The sequence below is a fragment of the Shewanella sp. ISS20 genome (assembly GCF_056522965.1).
On sequence record NZ_JAWRZK010000002.1, the window covers coordinates 40757 to 60373 of the forward strand.

The 19617-nt window shown below is 45.2% G+C and carries 25 protein-coding genes and 1 pseudogene; 11 read left to right on the plus strand and 15 right to left on the minus strand.

What is annotated here, in order from left to right; translation table 11 throughout:
- Nucleotides 1–165 precede the first annotated feature (165 nt).
- On the minus strand, nt 166–279 hold the full coding sequence (locus tag AC1HDP_RS18040) for an H-NS family nucleoid-associated regulatory protein (protein WP_479639979.1): 114 nt from the start codon (nt 277–279) through the stop codon (nt 166–168).
- A gap of 104 nt (nt 280–383) precedes the next feature.
- Entirely contained in the window at nt 384–659 is a 276-nt protein-coding gene (locus AC1HDP_RS18045; protein ID WP_479639980.1) for an HU family DNA-binding protein, read from the minus strand.
- 700 nt (nt 660–1359) lie between these two features.
- On the opposite strand from AC1HDP_RS18045, the gene AC1HDP_RS18050 reads away from it, so the two are divergent.
- The 6 genes from AC1HDP_RS18050 to AC1HDP_RS18075 all read left to right on the plus strand — a co-directional run bounded on the left by AC1HDP_RS18050 (nt 1360) and on the right by AC1HDP_RS18075 (nt 5125).
- Nucleotides 1360–1530, plus strand: coding sequence for a hypothetical protein (locus AC1HDP_RS18050; RefSeq protein WP_479639960.1), 171 nt, complete (start codon nt 1360–1362; stop codon nt 1528–1530).
- A gap of 253 nt (nt 1531–1783) precedes the next feature.
- Nucleotides 1784–2188, plus strand: coding sequence for a DUF1640 domain-containing protein (locus AC1HDP_RS18055; RefSeq protein ID WP_140934233.1), 405 nt, complete (start codon nt 1784–1786; stop codon nt 2186–2188).
- Between the two features lie 534 nt (nt 2189–2722).
- On the plus strand, nt 2723–3463 hold the full coding sequence (locus tag AC1HDP_RS18060; protein WP_479639961.1) for a hypothetical protein: 741 nt from the start codon (nt 2723–2725) through the stop codon (nt 3461–3463).
- Nucleotides 3464–3558: 95 nt separating this feature from the next.
- Nucleotides 3559–3870, plus strand: coding sequence for a type II toxin-antitoxin system RelE/ParE family toxin (locus AC1HDP_RS18065; protein ID WP_140934238.1), 312 nt, complete (start codon nt 3559–3561; stop codon nt 3868–3870).
- On the plus strand, nt 3867–4172 hold the full coding sequence (locus AC1HDP_RS18070; RefSeq protein ID WP_240778952.1) for a helix-turn-helix domain-containing protein: 306 nt from the start codon (nt 3867–3869) through the stop codon (nt 4170–4172). Before AC1HDP_RS18065 ends, AC1HDP_RS18070 begins: the two co-directional genes overlap by 4 nt.
- A gap of 662 nt (nt 4173–4834) precedes the next feature.
- Entirely contained in the window at nt 4835–5125 is a 291-nt protein-coding gene (locus AC1HDP_RS18075) for a hypothetical protein (protein WP_479639962.1), read from the plus strand.
- Nucleotides 5126–5643: 518 nt separating this feature from the next.
- On the opposite strand, the gene nadS is transcribed toward AC1HDP_RS18075, so the two are convergent.
- Both nadS and AC1HDP_RS18085 read right to left on the minus strand, forming a co-directional pair.
- A complete protein-coding gene (gene nadS / locus AC1HDP_RS18080; RefSeq protein WP_479639963.1) occupies nt 5644–5931 on the minus strand; it encodes a NadS family protein in 288 nt (95 codons plus the stop codon).
- Nucleotides 5928–6263: a type II toxin-antitoxin system RelE/ParE family toxin gene (locus AC1HDP_RS18085; RefSeq protein WP_140934240.1), complete on the minus strand. Its 336-nt coding sequence runs from the start codon at nt 6261–6263 to the stop codon at nt 5928–5930. The genes nadS and AC1HDP_RS18085 overlap by 4 nt, the downstream gene beginning before the upstream one ends.
- Before the next feature lie 96 nt (nt 6264–6359).
- Between AC1HDP_RS18085 and AC1HDP_RS18090 the strand changes: the two are divergent.
- Nucleotides 6360–6449: pseudogene (locus tag AC1HDP_RS18090) on the plus strand (transposase); the annotation flags it as partial.
- A 180-nt stretch (nt 6450–6629) separates the two neighbouring features.
- Nucleotides 6630–6860, plus strand: coding sequence for a PapB/FocB family fimbrial expression transcriptional regulator (locus tag AC1HDP_RS18095; protein WP_479639964.1), 231 nt, complete (start codon nt 6630–6632; stop codon nt 6858–6860).
- Nucleotides 6861–6874: 14 nt separating this feature from the next.
- On the opposite strand, the gene AC1HDP_RS18100 is transcribed toward AC1HDP_RS18095, so the two are convergent.
- Entirely contained in the window at nt 6875–7249 is a 375-nt protein-coding gene (locus AC1HDP_RS18100; RefSeq protein WP_479639965.1) for a TraK family protein, read from the minus strand.
- 292 nt (nt 7250–7541) lie between these two features.
- Between AC1HDP_RS18100 and traJ the strand changes: the two genes are divergently transcribed.
- Both traJ and traI read left to right on the plus strand, forming a co-directional pair.
- The gene (gene traJ / locus AC1HDP_RS18105; RefSeq protein WP_479639966.1) at nt 7542–7916 is read left to right on the plus strand and encodes a conjugal transfer transcriptional regulator TraJ; all 375 of its coding nucleotides are present in this window, start codon (nt 7542–7544) and stop codon (nt 7914–7916) included.
- Nucleotides 7913–10069, plus strand: coding sequence for a TraI/MobA(P) family conjugative relaxase (gene traI, locus AC1HDP_RS18110; protein ID WP_479639967.1), 2157 nt, complete (start codon nt 7913–7915; stop codon nt 10067–10069). The genes traJ and traI overlap by 4 nt, the downstream gene beginning before the upstream one ends.
- Before the next feature lie 251 nt (nt 10070–10320).
- Here traI and AC1HDP_RS18115 read toward each other — a convergent pair whose 3' ends face one another.
- The 8 genes from AC1HDP_RS18115 to AC1HDP_RS18150 form a co-directional block, all read right to left on the minus strand.
- Entirely contained in the window at nt 10321–10776 is a 456-nt protein-coding gene (locus AC1HDP_RS18115; RefSeq protein WP_479639968.1) for a hypothetical protein, read from the minus strand.
- Nucleotides 10777–10781: 5 nt separating this feature from the next.
- Complete coding sequence (locus AC1HDP_RS18120; RefSeq protein ID WP_140934246.1) at nt 10782–11510, minus strand: nucleotide-binding protein; 729 nt, start codon at nt 11508–11510, stop codon at nt 10782–10784.
- Nucleotides 11511–11620: 110 nt separating this feature from the next.
- Nucleotides 11621–14476 (minus strand): zincin-like metallopeptidase domain-containing protein, encoded by a 2856-nt coding sequence (locus tag AC1HDP_RS18125; protein ID WP_479639969.1) that lies wholly within the window; start codon nt 14474–14476, stop codon nt 11621–11623.
- Nucleotides 14466–14681, minus strand: a complete 216-nt coding sequence (locus tag AC1HDP_RS18130; RefSeq protein WP_479639970.1) for a hypothetical protein — start codon at nt 14679–14681, stop codon at nt 14466–14468. The genes AC1HDP_RS18125 and AC1HDP_RS18130 overlap by 11 nt, the downstream gene beginning before the upstream one ends.
- Nucleotides 14682–14911: 230 nt before the next feature.
- Nucleotides 14912–15829: a hypothetical protein gene (locus AC1HDP_RS18135; protein WP_479639971.1), complete on the minus strand. Its 918-nt coding sequence runs from the start codon at nt 15827–15829 to the stop codon at nt 14912–14914.
- Nucleotides 15801–16094: a hypothetical protein gene (locus AC1HDP_RS18140; RefSeq protein WP_479639972.1), complete on the minus strand. Its 294-nt coding sequence runs from the start codon at nt 16092–16094 to the stop codon at nt 15801–15803. The genes AC1HDP_RS18135 and AC1HDP_RS18140 overlap by 29 nt, the downstream gene beginning before the upstream one ends.
- Before the next feature lie 166 nt (nt 16095–16260).
- Nucleotides 16261–16581: a single-stranded DNA-binding protein gene (locus tag AC1HDP_RS18145; RefSeq protein ID WP_479639973.1), complete on the minus strand. Its 321-nt coding sequence runs from the start codon at nt 16579–16581 to the stop codon at nt 16261–16263.
- A gap of 9 nt (nt 16582–16590) precedes the next feature.
- A complete protein-coding gene (locus AC1HDP_RS18150) occupies nt 16591–18651 on the minus strand; it encodes a DNA topoisomerase 3 (RefSeq protein WP_479639974.1) in 2061 nt (686 codons plus the stop codon).
- A gap of 75 nt (nt 18652–18726) precedes the next feature.
- On the opposite strand from AC1HDP_RS18150, the gene AC1HDP_RS18155 reads away from it, so the two are divergent.
- The gene (locus tag AC1HDP_RS18155; RefSeq protein WP_479639975.1) at nt 18727–18858 is read left to right on the plus strand and encodes a hypothetical protein; all 132 of its coding nucleotides are present in this window, start codon (nt 18727–18729) and stop codon (nt 18856–18858) included.
- 48 nt (nt 18859–18906) lie between these two features.
- On the opposite strand, the gene AC1HDP_RS18160 is transcribed toward AC1HDP_RS18155, so the two are convergent.
- Entirely contained in the window at nt 18907–19251 is a 345-nt protein-coding gene (locus tag AC1HDP_RS18160; RefSeq protein WP_479639976.1) for a hypothetical protein, read from the minus strand.
- A gap of 107 nt (nt 19252–19358) precedes the next feature.
- Nucleotides 19359–19617 (minus strand): type IV secretory system conjugative DNA transfer family protein (locus tag AC1HDP_RS18165; RefSeq protein ID WP_479639977.1); only part of this gene is annotated, 259 nt, incomplete at its 5' end.

Here is a 19617-nt window from a genome sequence, read left to right on the forward strand (position 1 = left end):
TCAAATGATGCTTTGGTAAAATGAGTTAAATTCATTGAATCAAAGATTGTGGCAAACATTGGTTAGCAAGATGGCTGCAAAAATGTCAATTTTCAGGCCGTGAATCAGACTAGGTAAGTCTGATTCACGTCAAATCTTCTGCTACGGCTCAAGGCCGAGATAGCGTTACACTATGATAAGAAAATCACTTAATTCAAAACCTTCATCCAGTTCCTGTTGAAATACCTTGGGTGTGCGGCCTTGGCCTGTCCAGGTGATCATGTCGCCATTCACTTCAATCTGATATTTCGGCGCTCTAGGCTGGCGTGGCTTCTTGGTTGTTGCGACAAAATGCGTGTGGCTAAGAGAAGAAGAGCGTCATTAGAGACGCTTTTCTTGTGATATTAAGCATTCATGGCTTCTTTCAGCGTTTTACCAGCCTTGAAGCTAGGAGAGCGTTTTGCTGCAAAGGTCATAGGTTCACCTGTTTGAGGATTACGTCCTACACGCTCGGCGCGCATGGTTGATTTAAAGGTGCCAAAGCCAATGAGTGCTACTTCTTCATCAGTCTTTAGGGTTTCAGTAATCGTAGCGATAAGGGTTTTTATTGCAGCATCAGCTTCTTTCTTGGTGATGTCACTGTTGGCAGCGATTTTTGCTACAAGCTCTGTCTTTGTCATTGTTTTATATCCAGTTAATAAAAGTTTCGCTGGTAACATGCCTGCTTTTTTGAATTATCGCAATATTTAAGCGTTGGCGTTTTACGGTGATCCCTTCATGGTGATGACAAGCAGCGGCTGCGCCGCCCTCTGATTGCTCACTGGTGCATCGTGTATATCCCATCTCCTTTTGATAACGTAACTTTTTCAAGGTTGTGAGTTGGATTTGTCACTCAATCCGTCATCGTGGCTTGAACGGGGCGTTCCCTTCGGGCAGACTTTGCGCTTCGCGCCCCGCGATAATAATTAGCCGGTGCAAAGCGCAACAAGTTGCAGCAGCGGCTAATCACTCTTGCTTGCCAATCCCTAACGCAAAGCAATGATTGTCTGCTGGTAAAAAGCACCTGCAGACAATAATCCCAAGATCACAGCCAAATCAACAGCTACAGCCCGAGCCTCAGAGAAAAAGACTAAAGCACTAACATTAACTTACCTGGTTAAGTGTGAGTAAGCTTGCGCTTGTCCTTCGCAAGTCATGGCTTTCCTGTGCAAAGCGAATACCAATCACGTCCCCGCTTTGACTTCTATTCTGTCTCACGCCACAACCTGATTTTCAAGGGAAGCTGCGCCGCTTCGCGCCCTTGAAAATCAGAACGATGGAGTGAGATCAGGAAGTCAGGCGAAGACGAGATCGATATTCAACCACACAGGAAAACAAGCCATGACTAACTCACTCCCAGCACAAGCAACTCACACTAATACCAGTCAATCTACTGTTAGCCTCAAGACACAAGCAGGCTCTCCCAAGCTCGATATGTCGGCAAGCTTTGTAAATCATGGCCTTGTGCTACGAGCTGAGTCCGTTAACGAGACAGATTTGTACACACGCTGATTTCATCATTAAGCGTGACGGTGAGGTAATGAAAGTTTTCAGCGCCCCTGCTTGTGGATGGACGATTGAAGCGTTGAAAGCAATAGACTGTTACGAATTTAGTCCGCATTGCTGGGACGTGTTTCTAGGTGAAATGTGGGTCGGAAGTTCAGAAATTTAACCGAGTGAACAGGCGTTGACAGGGCGCCTGAAAATTTAAACGACAAATTCATGTAAACACAATACAATAACTTTAATACTGACAGGTGATAAAATGAACGCAAATCAAACTAATCAAATTACACTCACAGCAGAACAACTGATTAATATCGTTGGTCATGCTGCTACGCAAGAGCAGTTAGACAACGTAAGGCGTGAGCTGGATACTAAAATTGAGCGTTTAGACACTAAGGTTGAGCGTGTTGCTGGTGAGTTGGATGCTAAGATTGATCGGGTTGCTAGTGAGCTTGGTGCCAAAATTGAGCGCGTTGCTGGTGAGTTAGATGCCAAAATTGAGCGCGTTGCTGGTGAGTTAGATGCCAAAATTGAGCGCGTTGCCACTCGAACTGATAGTAAAATTGATTCCCTGAAAAATTGGATGCTTGCGACTGCGTTTACAATGATCGTTACCGTGGCGGCAGCTACGGCCTTTCTTGTAGATAGATTGCCACCGCAATAATTATTGGTTTCGCATTTAATACAGCCCTTTTTAGGGCTGTTTTTGTTTCTACTTGTTCTCTGGTGCATCGTGTATACCCTATCTCCTTTTGATAACGTAACTTTTTCAAGGTTATGAGTTGGGGCTGTCACTAAATCCGTCAAAATAGATTGAGCTGGGCGTTCCCTTCGGGCGGGCTTTGCGCTTCGCGCCCCGCGATAATAATTAGCCGGTGCAAAGCGCAACAAGTTGCAGCACAGACTAATCATTCCTGCTTGCCAATCCCTAACGCAAAAGCCAAAGACTAAAGCACTAACAGCCCCTTGCCTGGTTAAGTGTGAGTAAGCTCGCGCTTGTCCTTCACAAGTCATGGCTTTCCAGTGCAAAGCGAATACCAATCACGTCCCCGCTTTGACTTCTAATCTGTCTCACGCCACAACCTGATTTTCAAGGGAAGCTGCGCCGCTTCGCGCCCTTGAAAATCAGAACGATGGAGTGAGATCAGGAAGTCAGGCGAAGACGAGATCGATATTCAACCACACAGGAAAACAAGCCATGACTAACTCACTCCCAGCACAAGCAACTCACACTAATACCAGTCAATCAACAGTTAGTCTCAAGACTCAAGCAGGCTCTCCCAAGCTCGATATATTGAAAGCCTTGCAACGATATAGAATCGTTGATAGCAAAAACAGGATTGTCGTTGATTTGTGTAACTTAGGGCTTATGGAGGCTGAACATGCACTTTGTCGCAGCCTTAATCTTGGAGCAGATTGCTATCTTCAAGATGAAGAACCAGCATACCAGAATGCATTTGTCGTTGTTAACTCAGGTGTGCATCAAGGCCAAGCTGGCTTTGTTGTAGAAGATTTAAAGGACAATTATTTATACGTTAAATTTGTTATGAATGGCTGTCATTATGTGTTTATTGCCGATGATTTAGATTTTGTCGGTGAAGCGTTAAGTTGCCCTTCTAACGGTGTTGAGGCGATTATTCAGGTCGTTGGTGAGCAGGTGAATATCACTACTGCTGGTGAATGTTATGGTGATCTATCACAAATTAACGAGGCCTTAATGGATTTATATTTGGATGGTTATTGGCCAGATGGTTTTGTTCTTAACGGTACTCTATATATACCTGAAAAACTGCCAGCGTTTTTGGTTGTGTCATCGGAGTTGTCGAGGACTCAGAAATTTTATATTACTCATAATGGTGGTGGATTTTGCGTTGACGAAAAAACGGGTAAAACACAATACAATAATGGCACAGTGATTTTTGATACTTTGCGAGTGTGATTTTGTTATAGTAAAACATTAGCCTATAGGCTAATGCTTTGCTATAGGCTAACTCTTGTTGGTGTTATAATATTTACATCAACAGGGAGTTTTAAATGTTTGAACTGATTTTTCATCCAGAGGCCGAAGCTGAAATCTTGGCATTAAAAGGTGCCATGAAAGCTAAGGTGTTACACGGTTTAACAAAGCTCGAAGCTGAAGGGCATCAACTCCGCTATCCAGACACTAAACCTATTCGGGATGGATTGTTTGAGTTGAGGGCTGGGGGAAAAGATATTAGCCGTACCTTTTTTGCATTTAGTAAAGGCAAAAAAATCTATATTTTACGGACATTTGTTAAGAAAACCGCTAAAACGCCCTCGTCAGAGATTGGGCTGGCGTTATCCAGATTGGAGCAATTATTATGAGCATTAAAGTAAAAGGTGTTTCATTCGCTGAGCTGAAAGCTAAAGCATTCAGAGATCCCGAAGTGCTCGAAGCATACCTGGCTGAACAACGCAAAGATGAATTAAAGGCGCTTTTGGCTCAGATGCGTAAGTCTGCTGGGATGAATAGCGCCCAAGTCGCGGCAAAAATGGGCGTTACCCCTGCCACAGTCTCAAAGCTTGAAAATCGTGCAGATAAAGCGAGCCTTGGTACTTTAGATCGCTATGCTTCTGCTTGTGGTGCCAGTATTCAGATCAGTATTCAGCAAACCATTCATATTTAAAAGTAGCGGCCAAAGCGAGTTAAAGCAGCCGCTTCGCCGCCCGTTCGTCGCTCACTGATTTGAAAATGTAACTTTTTCAAAGCTGTGAGCCGGATTTTTCTCCTAATCCGTGAAAGCCGTTAGTCATTTCATCGGTCATTGAAATTGCAGATCTGCAATTTCAATGAATAGAATCATGGCCATCATCATTGCTCGAACTGGGCGTTCCCTTTGGGCGGGCTTTGCGCTTCGCGCCTCGCGATAATAATTAGCCGGTGCAAAGCGCAACAAGTTGCAGCAGCGGCTAATCACTCCTGCTTGCCAATCCCTAACGCAAAGCAATTATTGTCTGCTGGTAAAAAGCACCTGCAGACAATAATCCCAAGAACACAGCCAAATCAACTGCTACAGCCCGGGCCTCAGAGAAAAAGACTAAAGGACTAACCGCTCCTTGCCTGGTTAAGTGTGAGTAAGCTCGCGCTTGTCCTTCGCAAGTCATGGCTTTCCTGTGCAAAGCGAATATCAATCACGCCCTCGCTTTGACTTCTAATCTGTCTCACGCCACAACCTCATTTTCAAGGGAAGCTGCGCCGCTTCGCGCCCTGGAAAATAAGAACGATGGAGTGAGATCAGAAAGTCAGGCGAAAACGAGATCGATACTCAAACACACAGGAAAACAAGCCATGACTAACTCACTCCCAGCACAAGCAACTCACACTAATACCAGTCAATCTACTGTTAGCCTCAAGACACAAGCAGGCTCTCCCAAGCTCGATATTGAAAATCAACAGCGTGGTGAGGTAACAATTATTGTCTTAACCAAAATGAATTTTTTTCATTTCTGTGGACTCGGGCTTGAGGGGATTGCTAATGAAGCATGGTATCCCTATTCACAAGGGTTGTTATTTGAAGCGGTTGAGCGGTTCTTAATTTCAGCGAAAATTGCCAATAATGTTGTATCTGTCGATCAATAAGCAATACTGTACACACATCGACAGATAACTCGAATAATGCCTGCGTAGTCGAAAATACAATCATCAATTATCGTATTAGTTCTGAAGGAAATTCAGTCCTTCGCGCCCTATTCCTTTGTGGGTATTTTGGGTGTAATGTAGGGTGGTTGCAACAGCGACGCTGTGGTTTTGTGTGTCTATGTTCATGGATGAAGGTTTTTAGTGATGACATTTGTAACTATGCTCGTATTACTCATTATTTTATTCACTAGTTTTTCATTGTTTGCCGTTAATTTTTTTTGAGTCAGCCCCATACTGGTACGGCCTGAAAACTGTAGGTACTCTGTCGTATTACTAAAATTGGCTCAATGTACTAATGTTGAGGTTAGCTAGATATCACTTTACTAACTCGGAAATGGGTAAAAATTGGTTAGCCAAAATTTCATTAAAAATGATCATCTTCAGGACGCGAATCAGACTAGACAAGTCTGATTCAGATGGGGAGAATCCAAAGGTCCAAGAAGGGCCTTTGGATAATTTTAGTGAGCGGCAAGGACTGCGTAGATTTTTGGATCTTGCTGAATAGTAGCAAGCACTTTAGCTGCTAATCCTGCCGGGTTGCGGCGCTTACCTTCCCAACTTTTAACAGTGTCAACACTGACACCCATCGTGGCAGCAAATTCGGCCTGCGTCACTTTAAGCAGTTCTTCACGGATTGACTTAACGTCGGCAACTTCATAACGAGTTACTCGAGCGGGCTTTTTGAGACCATGGTGAATGTCTACCGCTTCTTCAAGGGAGGTTTGAAGTTCGTTAAATATACTCATTTGCTCTCTCCTTTAAGTGATTGAACGATTAGTTTTAATTTGACCTTTTCTTCCGCGGTTAGGCTATCTTTAACTGCTTTTGGATAAGCGAAAACTAGGTAAATTTTATCGGCCAGAGCAAGGACATAGAGCACTCGTATACTGCCACTCTTTCCTTTGTTGCCTACAGCCATTCTCACCTTTCGTAGGCCACCTGTACCTTTGATAATATCGCCTTTATCAGGCTGAGCAATAAGCTCTGCTTGCAAATCCTTTAATTCGTCGTCTGTTGCAAGTTCCTTGATCTGTTTTGTAAAGATCGAGGTTTCGACAAACTCAATAGCATGGCTCACTAATTAAAATCCTTACGCCACTCTTGATGTGTACATTGTACACCTTTTAGGGGGGTAATCAACACTGGGTCATTTGCCATTGTGTTGATAGCACACTGGTCGCCCAGTTACTTTGCTGGGAGTTGTGGCTGTGCGCCACTTGCTATGATTCGGCAATACATCGAGCAACAACAAACGCCAAACTAAAAAGCCAAAGGCTGGGTGGCTACGCCGTCCACTATTAGTCATTTCGCCGTTAACCCTCCCCGATGACTTATGGATAAGATGCGGTGGGGTTATATGAGAACAAAGGCTAATGTTTTACTTTGTGCTAATTGCTCTTTGCTTGGCACCATCAAGTCACATTAGTTAAGTAATGTTGGTTTCGTGTCGAGACTGATACAAGGTCGAGAGTCTGAAGCTAAGATAGAGCTTCTTTTAGCTCTCACCCGCATTGTTAGTGTGAATAAAATTGATGCCTTAAAAATGCATTTGGTCAAAGGCTATTCTGCAACGATGGCTTATGAGCTCTGCGACGTCAAACAGCAGAACTTTCATAGTTGCTTAGAAACTCTTAACAAGGTTTATGCCATTCACGAGCAACTAACAGAGCTTTAAGATTAAGGCTTCAGCTAAAACAGATCGTCTTCATTGTAATTAGGCGACCAATCAAAACCTGTGGCTGTAGGTTTATTATTGGGTTTGATTGGTATGGTCTTCGTCGGTAGGGATTTCGCAACTATCACTTCTGCCGCTGTAGTTCCTGTCGATGTAATGGATCGACTCTGTTCACTTGTTGCAACAATATGTCTAGTTACATATTTGCAAAACGTCAGGTAGCAACCCCTAAACCTATCTGTGGCGTTGAGTCTTTTCCAAATGTCTTTTCTTGAAAAACCTCTGCTCATTGCATAGATGATTTCGTCTTTCAGGGCTAAAAACTCTGGGAGTAAATTACGAGGTTGTACATTGTTTTGTATTAATTCCTTATAAAGCATGTCATTCATTATCAAATTCAACTCAAGTATAATTAAACAGCAGTAACCCAAAACTCAAATCATGCTATAGCAAATACAAAACAAAACCAAATTTGATTTAAATTCAAACTAAAGTCAGCTAAGATTCCGAGCAATACAAACCAACATTGGCTAAAGCATTAATGACAGGCAGGATAGGTGAAGTACATGTACCCGCAAGCGGTTACAATGTTCTTCACTTTGGCCTTATTCGCACTGCGTGCTCAACGTCCCCTGCTCTGCGAGGCAAATTGACTACCGTCAATAAAAAACAAGGAATGAAATGACTGAAGCAAGTAAGGCAAAGACTCGGAAAATAAGCCCGAGAATTACGGTCTACTGCCTGCCAGAAGAAAAGGCCAGGATAGAAAGCAATGCGGCACGAACTGGCAAAAGTGCCTCTGCTTTTCTGTTGGCGGTAGGTCAAGGCTATGAAGTATCCGGTGTGGTAGATGCCGAACAAGTTCGTGAAATGGCACGGATAAATGGAGACCTGGGGCGCATGGGTGGCTTGCTAAAATTGTGGTTAACCGATGACGCTAGAACGGCGGCATTCAAGCGAAGCACTGTTGTGCATTTGCTGGAAAAGATAGGAGCCAACCAAGAGTCGTTATCGCAAATTATGTCTAACGTCATGCGCCCGAGAAAAACGCTGTGATAGCGAAACACGTTGCCAAGAAAGGCTCAGCGAAAAGCAGCTTTCATCGTTTGGTTGATTACATCAGTGATGAACAAGGCAAAGAACATCGGGTTAGCTTAGTGCGCTCGACCCATTGCCATGCGGCAGGTGTTGATGCGGCGATTGCTGAAGTATTGGCTACGCAGCAGCAAAACACGCGGGCCAAGGGAGATAAGACTTATCACTTATTGGTGAGTTTTAGAGAGGGTGAAACCCTTGATGATGACACGCTTTCAAAGATAGAAGCGGAGTTGTGTGAGGCGATTGGTTTTGGTGAGCACCAACGAATAAGTGCTGTTCATCGTGACACTGATAACCTACATATTCATGTTGCTATCAATAAAATTCATCCCAAAAAGCTCACTATGGTTGAGCCGTTTGGTGATTATCGGGTGCTAGGTGAAGCTTGTGACCGGCTAGAGGATAAATATGGGCTTGAGAAGGATAACCATATTTCTCATGTGCGTAGCGGCCAATCTCGCGCTAATGATATGGAAGCGCACAGCGGTCAGAAAAGTTTAATCAGTTGGACGCGCGAGCAGTGCGGTGAAGCATTAAAACAAGCGCAATCCTGGAATGAGGTTCATCAGGTGTTGCATGAGCATGGCTTGCGTTTGCAAGAGCGAGCGAATGGGCTGGTCATTACCTCTGATATCGATGTGAGCATCAAGGCTAGCTCTGTTAGTCGTGAGCTATCAAAGCCAGCGCTTGAAAAACGCTTAGGTGATTTTGTCCCTGCTAAAACCGATGGTCAGAAGGCGCAAAGCCCCTCTGAAGATAATCGGCGTTATCGCAAACAACCTATTGAATTGAAAGTTGACACCACCACGCTCTATCGCTGCTATCAGCAGCAAGCATCACAGAGTGAACAGGCAGTTAGCCAGGCATTGGCTTTGGTGGCAACAGATAAAAGCCGTAAGTTAACCGCGCTGGGGTTGGCTAACAAGCTCAAGCGATTTGCTATTAGCCAAGAAGCTAACGTTATTACTCGCAAGCTCTTGTATAAGCATCATTTTGACTCTGTGAAGCGGCAGCAGCAAAAAATCCAGCAAACCGCTGCTATGGCTAAAAAACAGGTCTACAAAGAGAGTCGCCAATTAACCTGGGCGGACTGGTTAAAGCAGCAAGCGCAACAAGGTGATAATGAAGCACTTCGGGCCCTGCAAGCTCGGCAGCCTCACCGCTATCAGCAAAGCAACCGATTATCTGGCCGCGCTGGCTTAACGCCTAATAGTGCGGTATTGGCTGGCGCCGATAGTATCACTAAAAAAGGTAGTGTGATTGATAAGCGCTCAGGGGTGAGGGAAGTCGCTAACGCGATAGTGTTGCCATCTAAAGTCACCACAGCCAACCTAATTAACGCTCTTACGTTGGCCCAAGCGCGTTATGGCAACGTCATTACTGTGGATGGTACAGACGCGTTTAAACGCCGCGTCGTTAACATGGCCATTAAGTCTCGACTCGATATTCAATTCACCGGTGATGCAGAGCAATACCGGCAACAGCTAGAGGAACCTAAGCATGACAACACACGAAAAGACGGACGAGGAGTTACTGGAAGAGGCCATGTTGAGCCTAGACGAACCGTTACCCGAAACGACAGCAATAGACGAGGGAATGAGCGGGCATCCTCAGAACTTCAACGCAAGCCCAACCTTGGAAGCGTTGGACGAGAGCCGCCGCCCTCAAGGCGTAACGGTTTGCGAGACTTGTCCCAACTCGGTGTGGCAAGCTTCAAAGGAAAAGGTGCAATGCTATTGTCGGGTAATGTACCTGGTGACGTGGAGCAGCAACGACCCAGAGCAGTTGTTGACGCATTGCGATGGGGAATTTTTGGGGCAAGACTAAGCGCTACGCAGCTTATGGCTGCTGAAAAATACATTGAAGAGCGATTAAGTAAGCGTGAGCAGGGGATGGGTATTGCGATACATGAGCCATTAACTGGCGCGGTGAAAGGGCGTTTTGCAGGTGTTAGGCGAATTGATGGTGAATCACTGTTACTGGTCGAAACGGCTACAGACAGAGTGTCGGTGTTGCCGATAAAGAGTGATGTTAAGCGGTTGAAGATTGGCGACCCGATCAACATAAATCAGCAAGGGAAAGTCAGTCGGTCTCGGGGGATCGAGCGCTAGGTCGTAAATAAAGCCCTTGTCATCCTGAGTAGGGCTTTGACGCACTTTTAAAACGGATAGAACATAGTTAATGTTTAGCACCTGCTACGCGCGTGTAACCGCAAACCTGCCCTGAAGTATACAGGCTGCGCGTAACAGATAACCTTACAATAACTGAGTCTTTTTTGGCGGCAATTGGTTTTTATTTGCACTGTGATAAAGGTCGCTAATTAAGCAGTATATTAAGTTGAATTTGCTATTATTGGCTCTGACTAGGCCAAAATGATGGCTGCGGCCACCAATCCAGCAGCAACTACTACGGCTACTAGGTTGATTGTCGCGGCAAATTGCAGTTTTTCTGCGGCTGCGTTCGATAGCGCTTGCTGGCTAGCTAACTTCTTCTCTAGTTCAGTGAAAAACTGCTGTTTTTGCTCGTTCAATTGTTTTTGGTGTTGTTCCAGTCCAACGTCAATGATACGGCCTGATTTTCTGACTGCGGTATCTTCCCAATGTGCGAGCTTTGCAAGCATGGCTTGGTCTAGTCGGCCAAGCGTCGCTTCCATGTGTTGCTCAACTTGTTTGTGCTGGCGTTGCTGCCTGTCTTCGGTGTGCTCGATGGCATATTCAAACAGTGTCAGCATGGCCATTAGCGGATCATCATTATCCATAATGATTTTATGCTCTGCGGCAATGCGGGCCAGTAACTCAGCTCGTTTGGTTTCCATCATTCACCTCATAGGCAATTAGTCGCTGCCATTTGCTCGAACAGCTTGCGGCGTATCATGGTGAGGCGCTGACGATTCATGATGGATAACTTAGGATTAATCACCGCCTCTGCAAACGTCTGTTTGGCTGAAAGCATATTGATAAAGTCACGTTGGAAGGTGTCTTTTTGCATCGGCTCTATCGTGATAATACCGTTAATGCGTTCTTTGTGATTTTGATAGACTTTAAGTTGCTCAAATGATTTCCCGTCGCGCTCAATGAGTCCCCAATAAGTATTTAGCCACACAACAAGCTGACAGTCGGTTGGATATTTTTCAGCAAGGTTATCCAATCCGTGAATGGTGTCGGCCAATGACTGCCCCCCAGTCACAACAGTATGAATAATTACGTCATGGCCCATATCCATGAGCATTTGAATGGTTCCATTCGACAGCAAATAATGAGATAGCGGCACAAAGCAACTGGCGCCGTTATCAATCACAAAATCTTGTTCTGGATGCTCACCGATAAGCTCAATCAATTGGTCGAATTTAGATTGGTCAACATCATGATTCACCAATATATCTAATTGATGGACGTTCAATGCGCCGTAAGCGGTAAAGGATTGGTTAACTGGGTCGGTATCTATGCAGTGAGGGGTTTTGCCATGCTCAATGCAGAACTGTGCGATTAAACTGGCAATAAGGGATTTACCCACGCCGCCTTTACCCTGAAGAATGAAGTGAATTTTTGACATAAAAGTGTTCCTTAATTTGATTACGTTACATTTTCAACGGGCGCAGAAAATCCACAGCCCGCTGGAACCGTTGAGAGTATTAAAAGAAGTTGGTTTAGCTGTTTAGCTGTTTAGCGACCTAAACCGTGACCGGCTGGCTTTTGCTGAGGTTGTTGCAAGATTTGCTGTTGGACTTGCTGTTGCTCTTTGGTGACGTGTTGCTGCTCGTGTATTTGATGGAGCATGGCGCAGAGCTGGCGTTTAACCCCTTCAATACCCAGTTTGCTTTTAGTTTTGAGGTCATTGAAGTCAGTGAATTGCTTCATATCATCAATGGCTTTCTTTTCTTCTTGCGAAACATGTTGGTTTCGCCATTTATCTGGTGTCATTGGTGGTAAGTGGGACGGATAGTCTTGCTCACCTGGTGCGAAAACGGGAAGTAACACTTTACCGCCAGTAAGCTCTGCGGCGTCATGGGCTTTACTGTGTCCCACGTTGCCTTTGATTTCAGTCAAGGCTAGGTGAGCGTCATCATCACCACAAATGAGCAGCGTTTTATCGGGGTATTTGTTGTGCAGCTCTTTCGCGACTTCAATAACATTACCAGCATCAAAGGCTGAAATGACTGGGTGTTTGCAGGCTTCCGCAATGGTGTCAGCTGTGGCGAGCCCTTCAGCAATAATAATGGTTGATATTCTGGCGATATCTTCCAGTTCTCCGCCCACGATGTGGAAGGTTCCTGTTTTTTGCCCGCCCCTTGGAAACATTTTTGTGCCATTGCTTTGGATGGTTTGGGCGGTGCGAATATTGCCCTGTTCATCAATAGCCGGCACGAGTAATTCCCCTGTAGTAAAGACCAGTTTGTCAGGGTTAGCTTCTCTGAGGGCTTTACTGTCTTGCCATGTTTTCCCTATTAAAATGTCGGGGTCATTGGCTAGCGCGTCAGGTGAGGGCACTCGCAGCAAATTGGCAGTCGTGATTTGTTTCTTGCTGATATACGACTCTTGCCCGGTGGCTTGGGGGCTGACGGCCACTAGGCGACTGATGGCGCTCGCGACTTTGGTTTGAGTTTGCTCCTTAATGGCTTGCTGCTCTTGCTGGCGCTGCGCCGCCTGGGCTTGAGCTATTGCTCTATCTTCGGGACTTAGGTTGTAGCCTTTCGCTTTCCACTTTAGCTCTTCGCCGGTGCGGTTATTGATGGCGTAACCTCCCGGGTGGGCATCCATGAAGGCAACGTACATACCCGCACCAGCATTGTGTGACGTGCTGGGTTTGTCAGAGTCCACTCGGCAGCGGTGGCGTTTGCCATCCATAATTGGGTGCTCACCTGACACGTCAAAGCCTGCATCTTTCAAGCGCTCAGCAAACTCTTCCCTTGGGTCAAGTTGTGGCTCTTGCTCAATATTGCGCTGGTTTTGCGGTAGCCAACGAGTGCAGCTTGGGGGCGCCGATTGTCCTTGTTTGAGGTTTATAAACCATGCGCTTTGGCTTTTATCCCATTTAGCCCCTGCGGCTTTAGCTTGATTGCGCTGCTCATAGGGAACCGCTAAATATTGTTTAGTGGTTGACGGGATGACGACTGGCCACTGACTAAATGGCGTTAAGTCAGTCCCTTGGGGAACGCTCCAGTGGTTGGTGGCCTTATCCCAGGTTGCTCCTAGAGCTTTCACTTGGTCTTTATCCTTATAAGGTACATCTAGGTGAATTTTGGGTTTATCGGGCTCTTGAGTGCTGGTCGCTGGTGCCATACGTTGTGGGCTGGTTTGGGGCGCCTCAATGACATCGACTTGCTCTATATGCTGATAGGGCGCAAGTGCTATCAATAACACATCCTGTATTCGCTCTGGCGCTGTTGTCACCTCAGCGCTAGTTTCGGTTTCACTTTGGGTACTCACGCTGCCATCATCATGCAGCTTGGTATTGACCGGCGCGGTAATGCCTTGGCGGTTGTTAAAGCTAATAGAGCAAGGTTCATTGGGCGTTGCTGATAGCACGGCTTTAAACCCTAGTTCATTGGCTGTGCTGTTAATGGTTTGCCAACTTTGAATCTGTTCATCGTTGAGTGTCTGCTCTATAGACATTTGTTGCTCCTGTTGCAGTTCAAAGCCAAGAAGCATGGTTAGAATTTTTTCTGCATCACTTGCGGCTCTAAAAATTTCTATCGGGTCATTTTTGAGCGCCTTAATCCAACTTTTGACGTAAGATGTGTGCTGGCTTGGGTCGTGACCTATACCTAATTCATCTCCTAACATCATTGATGCAATCTCTGCTCTGAGCTCTTCTTTGGCGTAAGCTTCGCTCCCAAATGGATTACCTAAATCACGATTCAAGCGAGAGGAATTGCCGCTCCAATGGCCTAGTTCATGCAGCGCCGTTGCGTAGTATTTGCCTGCTTCATCAAATTGCTCCTTTTTCGGCAAGTGAATGCTGTCTTTTACTGAGGAGTAATAGGCTCTATCCGCTTGGTCGTGTTTAATGATGGCGTTTGATGCTTGAAGAAGCTTTTCAGCTCGCTCAATGTTTTGCCATTGGCGCTCTTCGGTAAGTGGGGTAATTTCTAGTGGGGGTAAGCCTTCAATCTGCTGGGCATTAAATACCGTGGCGTAGAAGACCTTGGGGCGCTCAAGGACAATATGGATTTTAATGGGTTTCCCCTTACCATCCTTGACCACGTTACCCTTATCATCGGTTTTGTTTTTCTCTTCCGAAAACTTCCAATATTGCACCTGAGTGCCTTTCTGCCCCTTAATTACCTGGGCCTTCGCGGCGTTAGCTTGGTTGTAAGTCATCCAGCGTGGGTCATTGAATCCCTGAACCATGAGGTTGATGGTGTTAATGCCTTTATAGCGGCGTCCATTACTGGGGTTGTGAGGGAGGTGTGGTTCTGCGCTGGGTTGCCATGGTTTTTGCCATGGTGCGGTGCCTTGTTCTAGCTTTTCAATGAGGTTCTGAGCAACGACTTCATGAAACGGCCTTTTAGTCGTCATCACCAGGCTCCTCTATCGCGTCCATGAGGTCTTGTTCTGTCAAGGCGTCCTCAAAGAACGCCCCTGCAAGCTCTGCTTCTTCTGGGGTAAATGATGCGCCGAATCCTGGCGTGGTTTCAGCATCAATGAGCTTCATAATCATCAGCTCTTCTGTGGTGAGGATATCAGGATTATTAATTTGTTCGTTTGGGTTGCGCTCGGTCATAAGGTGTCCTTGTGATTAAGAAATTAATGATAGAAGAGTGAGGCAAATCAGATTGGCTGCATTCAAGTGCAAAAATCAATGTTTACTATAAATGTCATGCGGCAGTAGATTTACCGCCGACTTTTTGGCAAGAGTGTGACTTACAAGAGTCTTGGAACGAATTGAATCACTTGAACCGCATTTACACAATGCTGGCTCTCAGGGGAATATTGCCAATTTAGGCTGATTTTTTATTCAAAGGTTCCATTTTTGAAAAACTCATAACCTAACTCAATAAGCTTGTTATTTCGATATCTACTCTCTTTCATATTTACCAAATTGGTAAAATGAAGTGGATCGAATTTGATATTCTCTCGGTAGAATTCACGCCCATTATCGTCGGATAACACTAAGTCGATGGTCTCTTCTAAATGTTCTTTAACTGTTTTGCGAGTATGACTCTCAAAACAGAAGCATGGATTGATATATTGAGTGGTACGTTCCAGCTTGAATCGGTCGCCTGTGAATGTGGCGCTAGGGTAATGTTGTTGTATGGCCTCCCTCATATTTTCATTAGAGACAAATTGAAACATGAGCGTTGTTGAGCGTGAGAAGTAGCCAAAAATCCACGGCACATTCATTACAGTAGCACCTGCATACTTCCATCCCTCTGCGTGCTTATATCGCGCTAGCATTTCTTTTGCGGTGCGGTAAGTAATATGAATGCCGATAGAGCAAGTGAGTAAGTAGACCACTCGATCGAAATCTGTGGACAAAATACTTAAAATTCGTGATGGGACTTTGCTTTTTGGTGTGTGTTTCCTATTGGGTGAGAGCGTTGTATTTCCTGAATAAGGACAGTTTTCATAAGCTTCTCTATCTAAGATCCCCAGGTTTTCTAGTGATTTGTAAAGGTAGTGTCTGCCGTGTGGGGGGCGGCCTTCTATCGGCTGAACTTCACCTGTTTTTTCATTGATTACCGTATCACTTGAATGAAGGCCAATGATGCTGATGGTGTTATCGCAGGCAGGGCAAATAGCTAAGTGTGATTCAGTTCGTCCATCTAATGATTGATACCAGGGTGACTGTTGTTTTGTCTGATTTTCAAAGTTCTTTCGAGTTATTGTAATGCCATGTGTATCACTGACTTTTAGTTTGAATACGTCCATCTAAATGTACCTCTACAGGGTATTGCTTAATTATTTCTAGCCACCATGAAGCATTAATCTTAGGGATATGGTGAGTATGCTCAGCTATTTTCAAACATTGAAGTAGGGTGATCATATCAATAAAAACAGGTGAGCCATTGTAATTTAACTCAAATTTTGGGCCGTCATCATGATCAGGTGTATTGAGCCATTCTTCCAAACTTTTGTTGAGCTCATTATCCGTAAGGGGAGTTGCTTGATTGGGGTGATGTTTTTTATCGTTCATTGTTTGTTGTCCTTTTAGTTAAAAACAGAAGCTCATGTAAGCGTCTGGAATCGTGGTAATCACTGAAATGCTTAACGTTTGCGTTATCTTGAAAAGTTGGTACAAAAAAGCTCATTGAATAATGAGCTTTGGCGGAAATGATGGTGGAGTAAAAACATAAGCGTACTTACTGCGCGGGATGATTAGCGCTCGTGGTGAAATCAATATCAATGACGCGGCACTTCAATTTAAAGCCGGTAGTTTGGTCTGGCTTCGTAAAGGTATCTATGGCCACATCATCGGCGGTCAGTAAAATTTGGCGACCTTTAACGCATTTCTCTGCCAGTTTTACGCCACGCTCACCCCAGAGCTCGGCCTCAATCCATTGTGTTTTTTGATTGGCTCCATAGCCAACGCTATAAGCACAAGAAATAACTGTCACAGCTTTATCGTTAGGTGTGTAACGAGTGATAGCGTCTTGGCCGATGTTACATAATTTTATAAGCATGGTGGTCTCCTATGCTGTTGCATTTTGAGGTTGAGGAAGGGTTTTAGTGGCTTGGTAATTGGGGCGCCCTTTGGCGTCTGGGTACATTTGAGTGCAGGTTGGGTTGTTGCTGCATCCCCACCAGAATGCGCCGCGCTTCTTTGAGCTTGGGCGCCTAATCAAACCTGCGCCGCAAGCCGCGCATTTGTGAACATCTGAAACCACTAAGGCTGGTTTTGCTCCCGCGATTTTAACGCTGCCTTGATTGGCTTTTTGCACTTGGGCAGTGACGAAGGCGATTTGCTTATTCACAAAATCATCCAGTGTCATGGTGCCAAGTTCTACGTTTTTAAGCATTCGCTCAAACAGTGCAGTGAGTACAGGGCTTTTCACCATGGCATCAAGGGAATCAATGAGTGAGCGCCCAATGGTTGTACTGCTTATTTGTTTGCCATTAACGATTAGGTATTCGCGACGTTTGAGTTCAGAAATAATGGATGCTCGGGTAGCTTCAGTGCCTAAGCCGTCTTCCTCTTTGAGCATTTTTTTGTTGTCGGCCTCTTCGACGAACTTGTGAATGTTCTTCATTGCCTGGATTAACGTACCTTCAGTGAATCGGCTGGCTGGCTTAGTCTTTGAGTCACGTCGAGTCACGCTATGGCAAGTTAATGAGTCGCCCTTACTAAGCTTTGGCAATGATTGCTCTGAGTCTTCCTTTTCTTCTTCAATTTGGTAAACGTCTTTCCAACCATTGAGGGTGATGACTTTTCCCTTAGTGGCAAATAACTCGCCACCGATATCAAACTCAATGCTGGTACTCGCGTATTCATGGCCTGGGTAAAATTGGGCGATATAAGCCCTAACCACCAAGTTGTAAATGTTGCGTTCCGGCTCACTTAGTGCAGCCTTATTTGCTATGTGCATGGTTGGGATAATGCCGTGGTGCGCCGTTACTTTTTTATCGTTCCAAGTTTTGGATTTAATACGTGGGTCGGCATTATCAATAAGCGCGGCTAACTCGGGGTTAATTTGCTTAATAGCCTCAAGCGTGGCGGCGGCATCATTAAACTGACTTTCTGGTAAGTAAGCACAATCAGAGCGCGGGTAAGTCGTGAGCTTGTGCTTCTCATACAGTGATTGGCAGGTATTCAATACCTCTTCAGCGCTATAGCCAAATTTGTTTGACGCAATTAATGTGATATCTGATAGCGCGAAGGTGAGTGGTTGTGTTTGTACCTTATTAGTAGATGTTGAGCTTAGGACCGTCGCATTGGCGCCGGTTAACTGACTCACCAGCGCGTCAGCAATCGCGGTATTGGTAAGGCGTCCTTCTTCATCAAGTCCCGTTTGTTCATCCCCCGCTTTCCAGTTCACCTCAATCTTGCCTTGTTCATGAGATATGCTGGCTTTGAGTGTGTGGAAAGGAATGGGGGTGAAGGTTTCTATTTGCCGGTCACGTCCAACCACTAAGGCTAATACGGGGGATTGCACTCGGCCAACAGTCAGTAGAGCATGACTGCCGCCGCGTTCAGCGCGTAGGGTCATGGCGCGACTAAGGTTCATACCAATTAACCAGTCCGCCCGCTGCCGGCCAATGGCTGCTTGGCCAAAATGAAGGTAGTCGGCGTTGTTTTTTAAATCGGTTAATGCGCGTTTAACTGATACAGGGTCAATTGCGTTAGCCCAGTAGCGCAAAACAGGGGATTGATTACCGTAGAAATCAAGCACCTCGTCAATCAGTAATTGCCCTTCGCGGTCAGGGTCGCCTGCGTTCACAACGGTGTCGGCTTGTTTGATGAATTTGCCTATTTGCTTGAGCTGAAACTCTGCATCCGGCTTGGGTTTGAGTATCCAGTTATCATTGGCAGGGATAATGGGTAATTCATCCACTCGCCATATTTTCTTGCCATTACGACTCGGCACGTCAGCCGGTGTGTAATCGTCAGGCTCAGCCAATTCGAGCATGTGGCCAAAGCACCAAGTGACGACATCACCACCACAGATAAGGTGGCTTTTGTGGGTTTCTGTAATGCCAAGTTCTGCCGCAATAGCTTTGGCGACGGAAGGTTTTTCTGCGATAAATAGGCGCATAAATTTGGTTTCCTAAACAGTTTGATGGTTTCTGTGGGTGTTAAGGGTTAAAATTTTTAAATTTCGCGATGAAATATGAGCAATTTAGGCGGTAAGGTGTTTTTGATTGCGTTGGGGTTGCTGTTGTTGGCAGCGGCGTTAAATGCAAAAAATGACGTTGGCAATGGAATTTTTGATGCTTTGCATAAAATATCAAAACAACTATGAAGGTATTGCGTGGCTTTCGCTGGTCGCTTGATGGGGGAGTCGAGCGTCTTAGTCAGTATTCTCGCTTTGAAATGCTATAAATCGTGGTTTATTCCGGAGCAAATTAATTGGTTTGTTTGGGTTTGGCGGGGCTGAATATCTCAATTGGTATAAATGCGTTAAGTAATCATCCAACGTAGAAGCGTGGAAGCTTGAAAACTCACCTTGCAGGGACGAAAAATATCCCGTTTGTCGCTCAATATCCTCCAGCAGCTCGCGGTATTCATCGAGTTGTTTCTCAATTCCGCGAATATAATCCAGTTCTTGAATGGCGATAATCTTGCTTGGTAAAAGGTTGAGTCTCTTTAATATCAAAAAAAAATAGAGTGTGAATTTATCCAATGTGTTGCGCATCAATACGTCCCGTTGGCTGCTGGATTTCGATTAAATTTTATACACGGATATTCAGGGGCTTATCCCCTGAAATTGTGGATAAGTGAAAAATATTGATAAAGACTGTGTTATTCGGGTGCTTGATTGATAGCGTCAATAGTGGCGTTGCCTCTGACTTCTATTAATCGGTCTGTTTGTTCTGGTGCGGGTATTTGCGCCCTGGCGAGATATACCGGGTCTTTGAAATACAGCAATTGCTTGCCGTAAATCGCTGGATAGCCTGCTACATAGATAATCATGTCTCCCGCTTCAACAATGTCCTTACCTTGCTTTACTGGGGCCGGAAGGCGCATACACTCGTCGGGAGTGAGTAATGTGCGCTTAGTC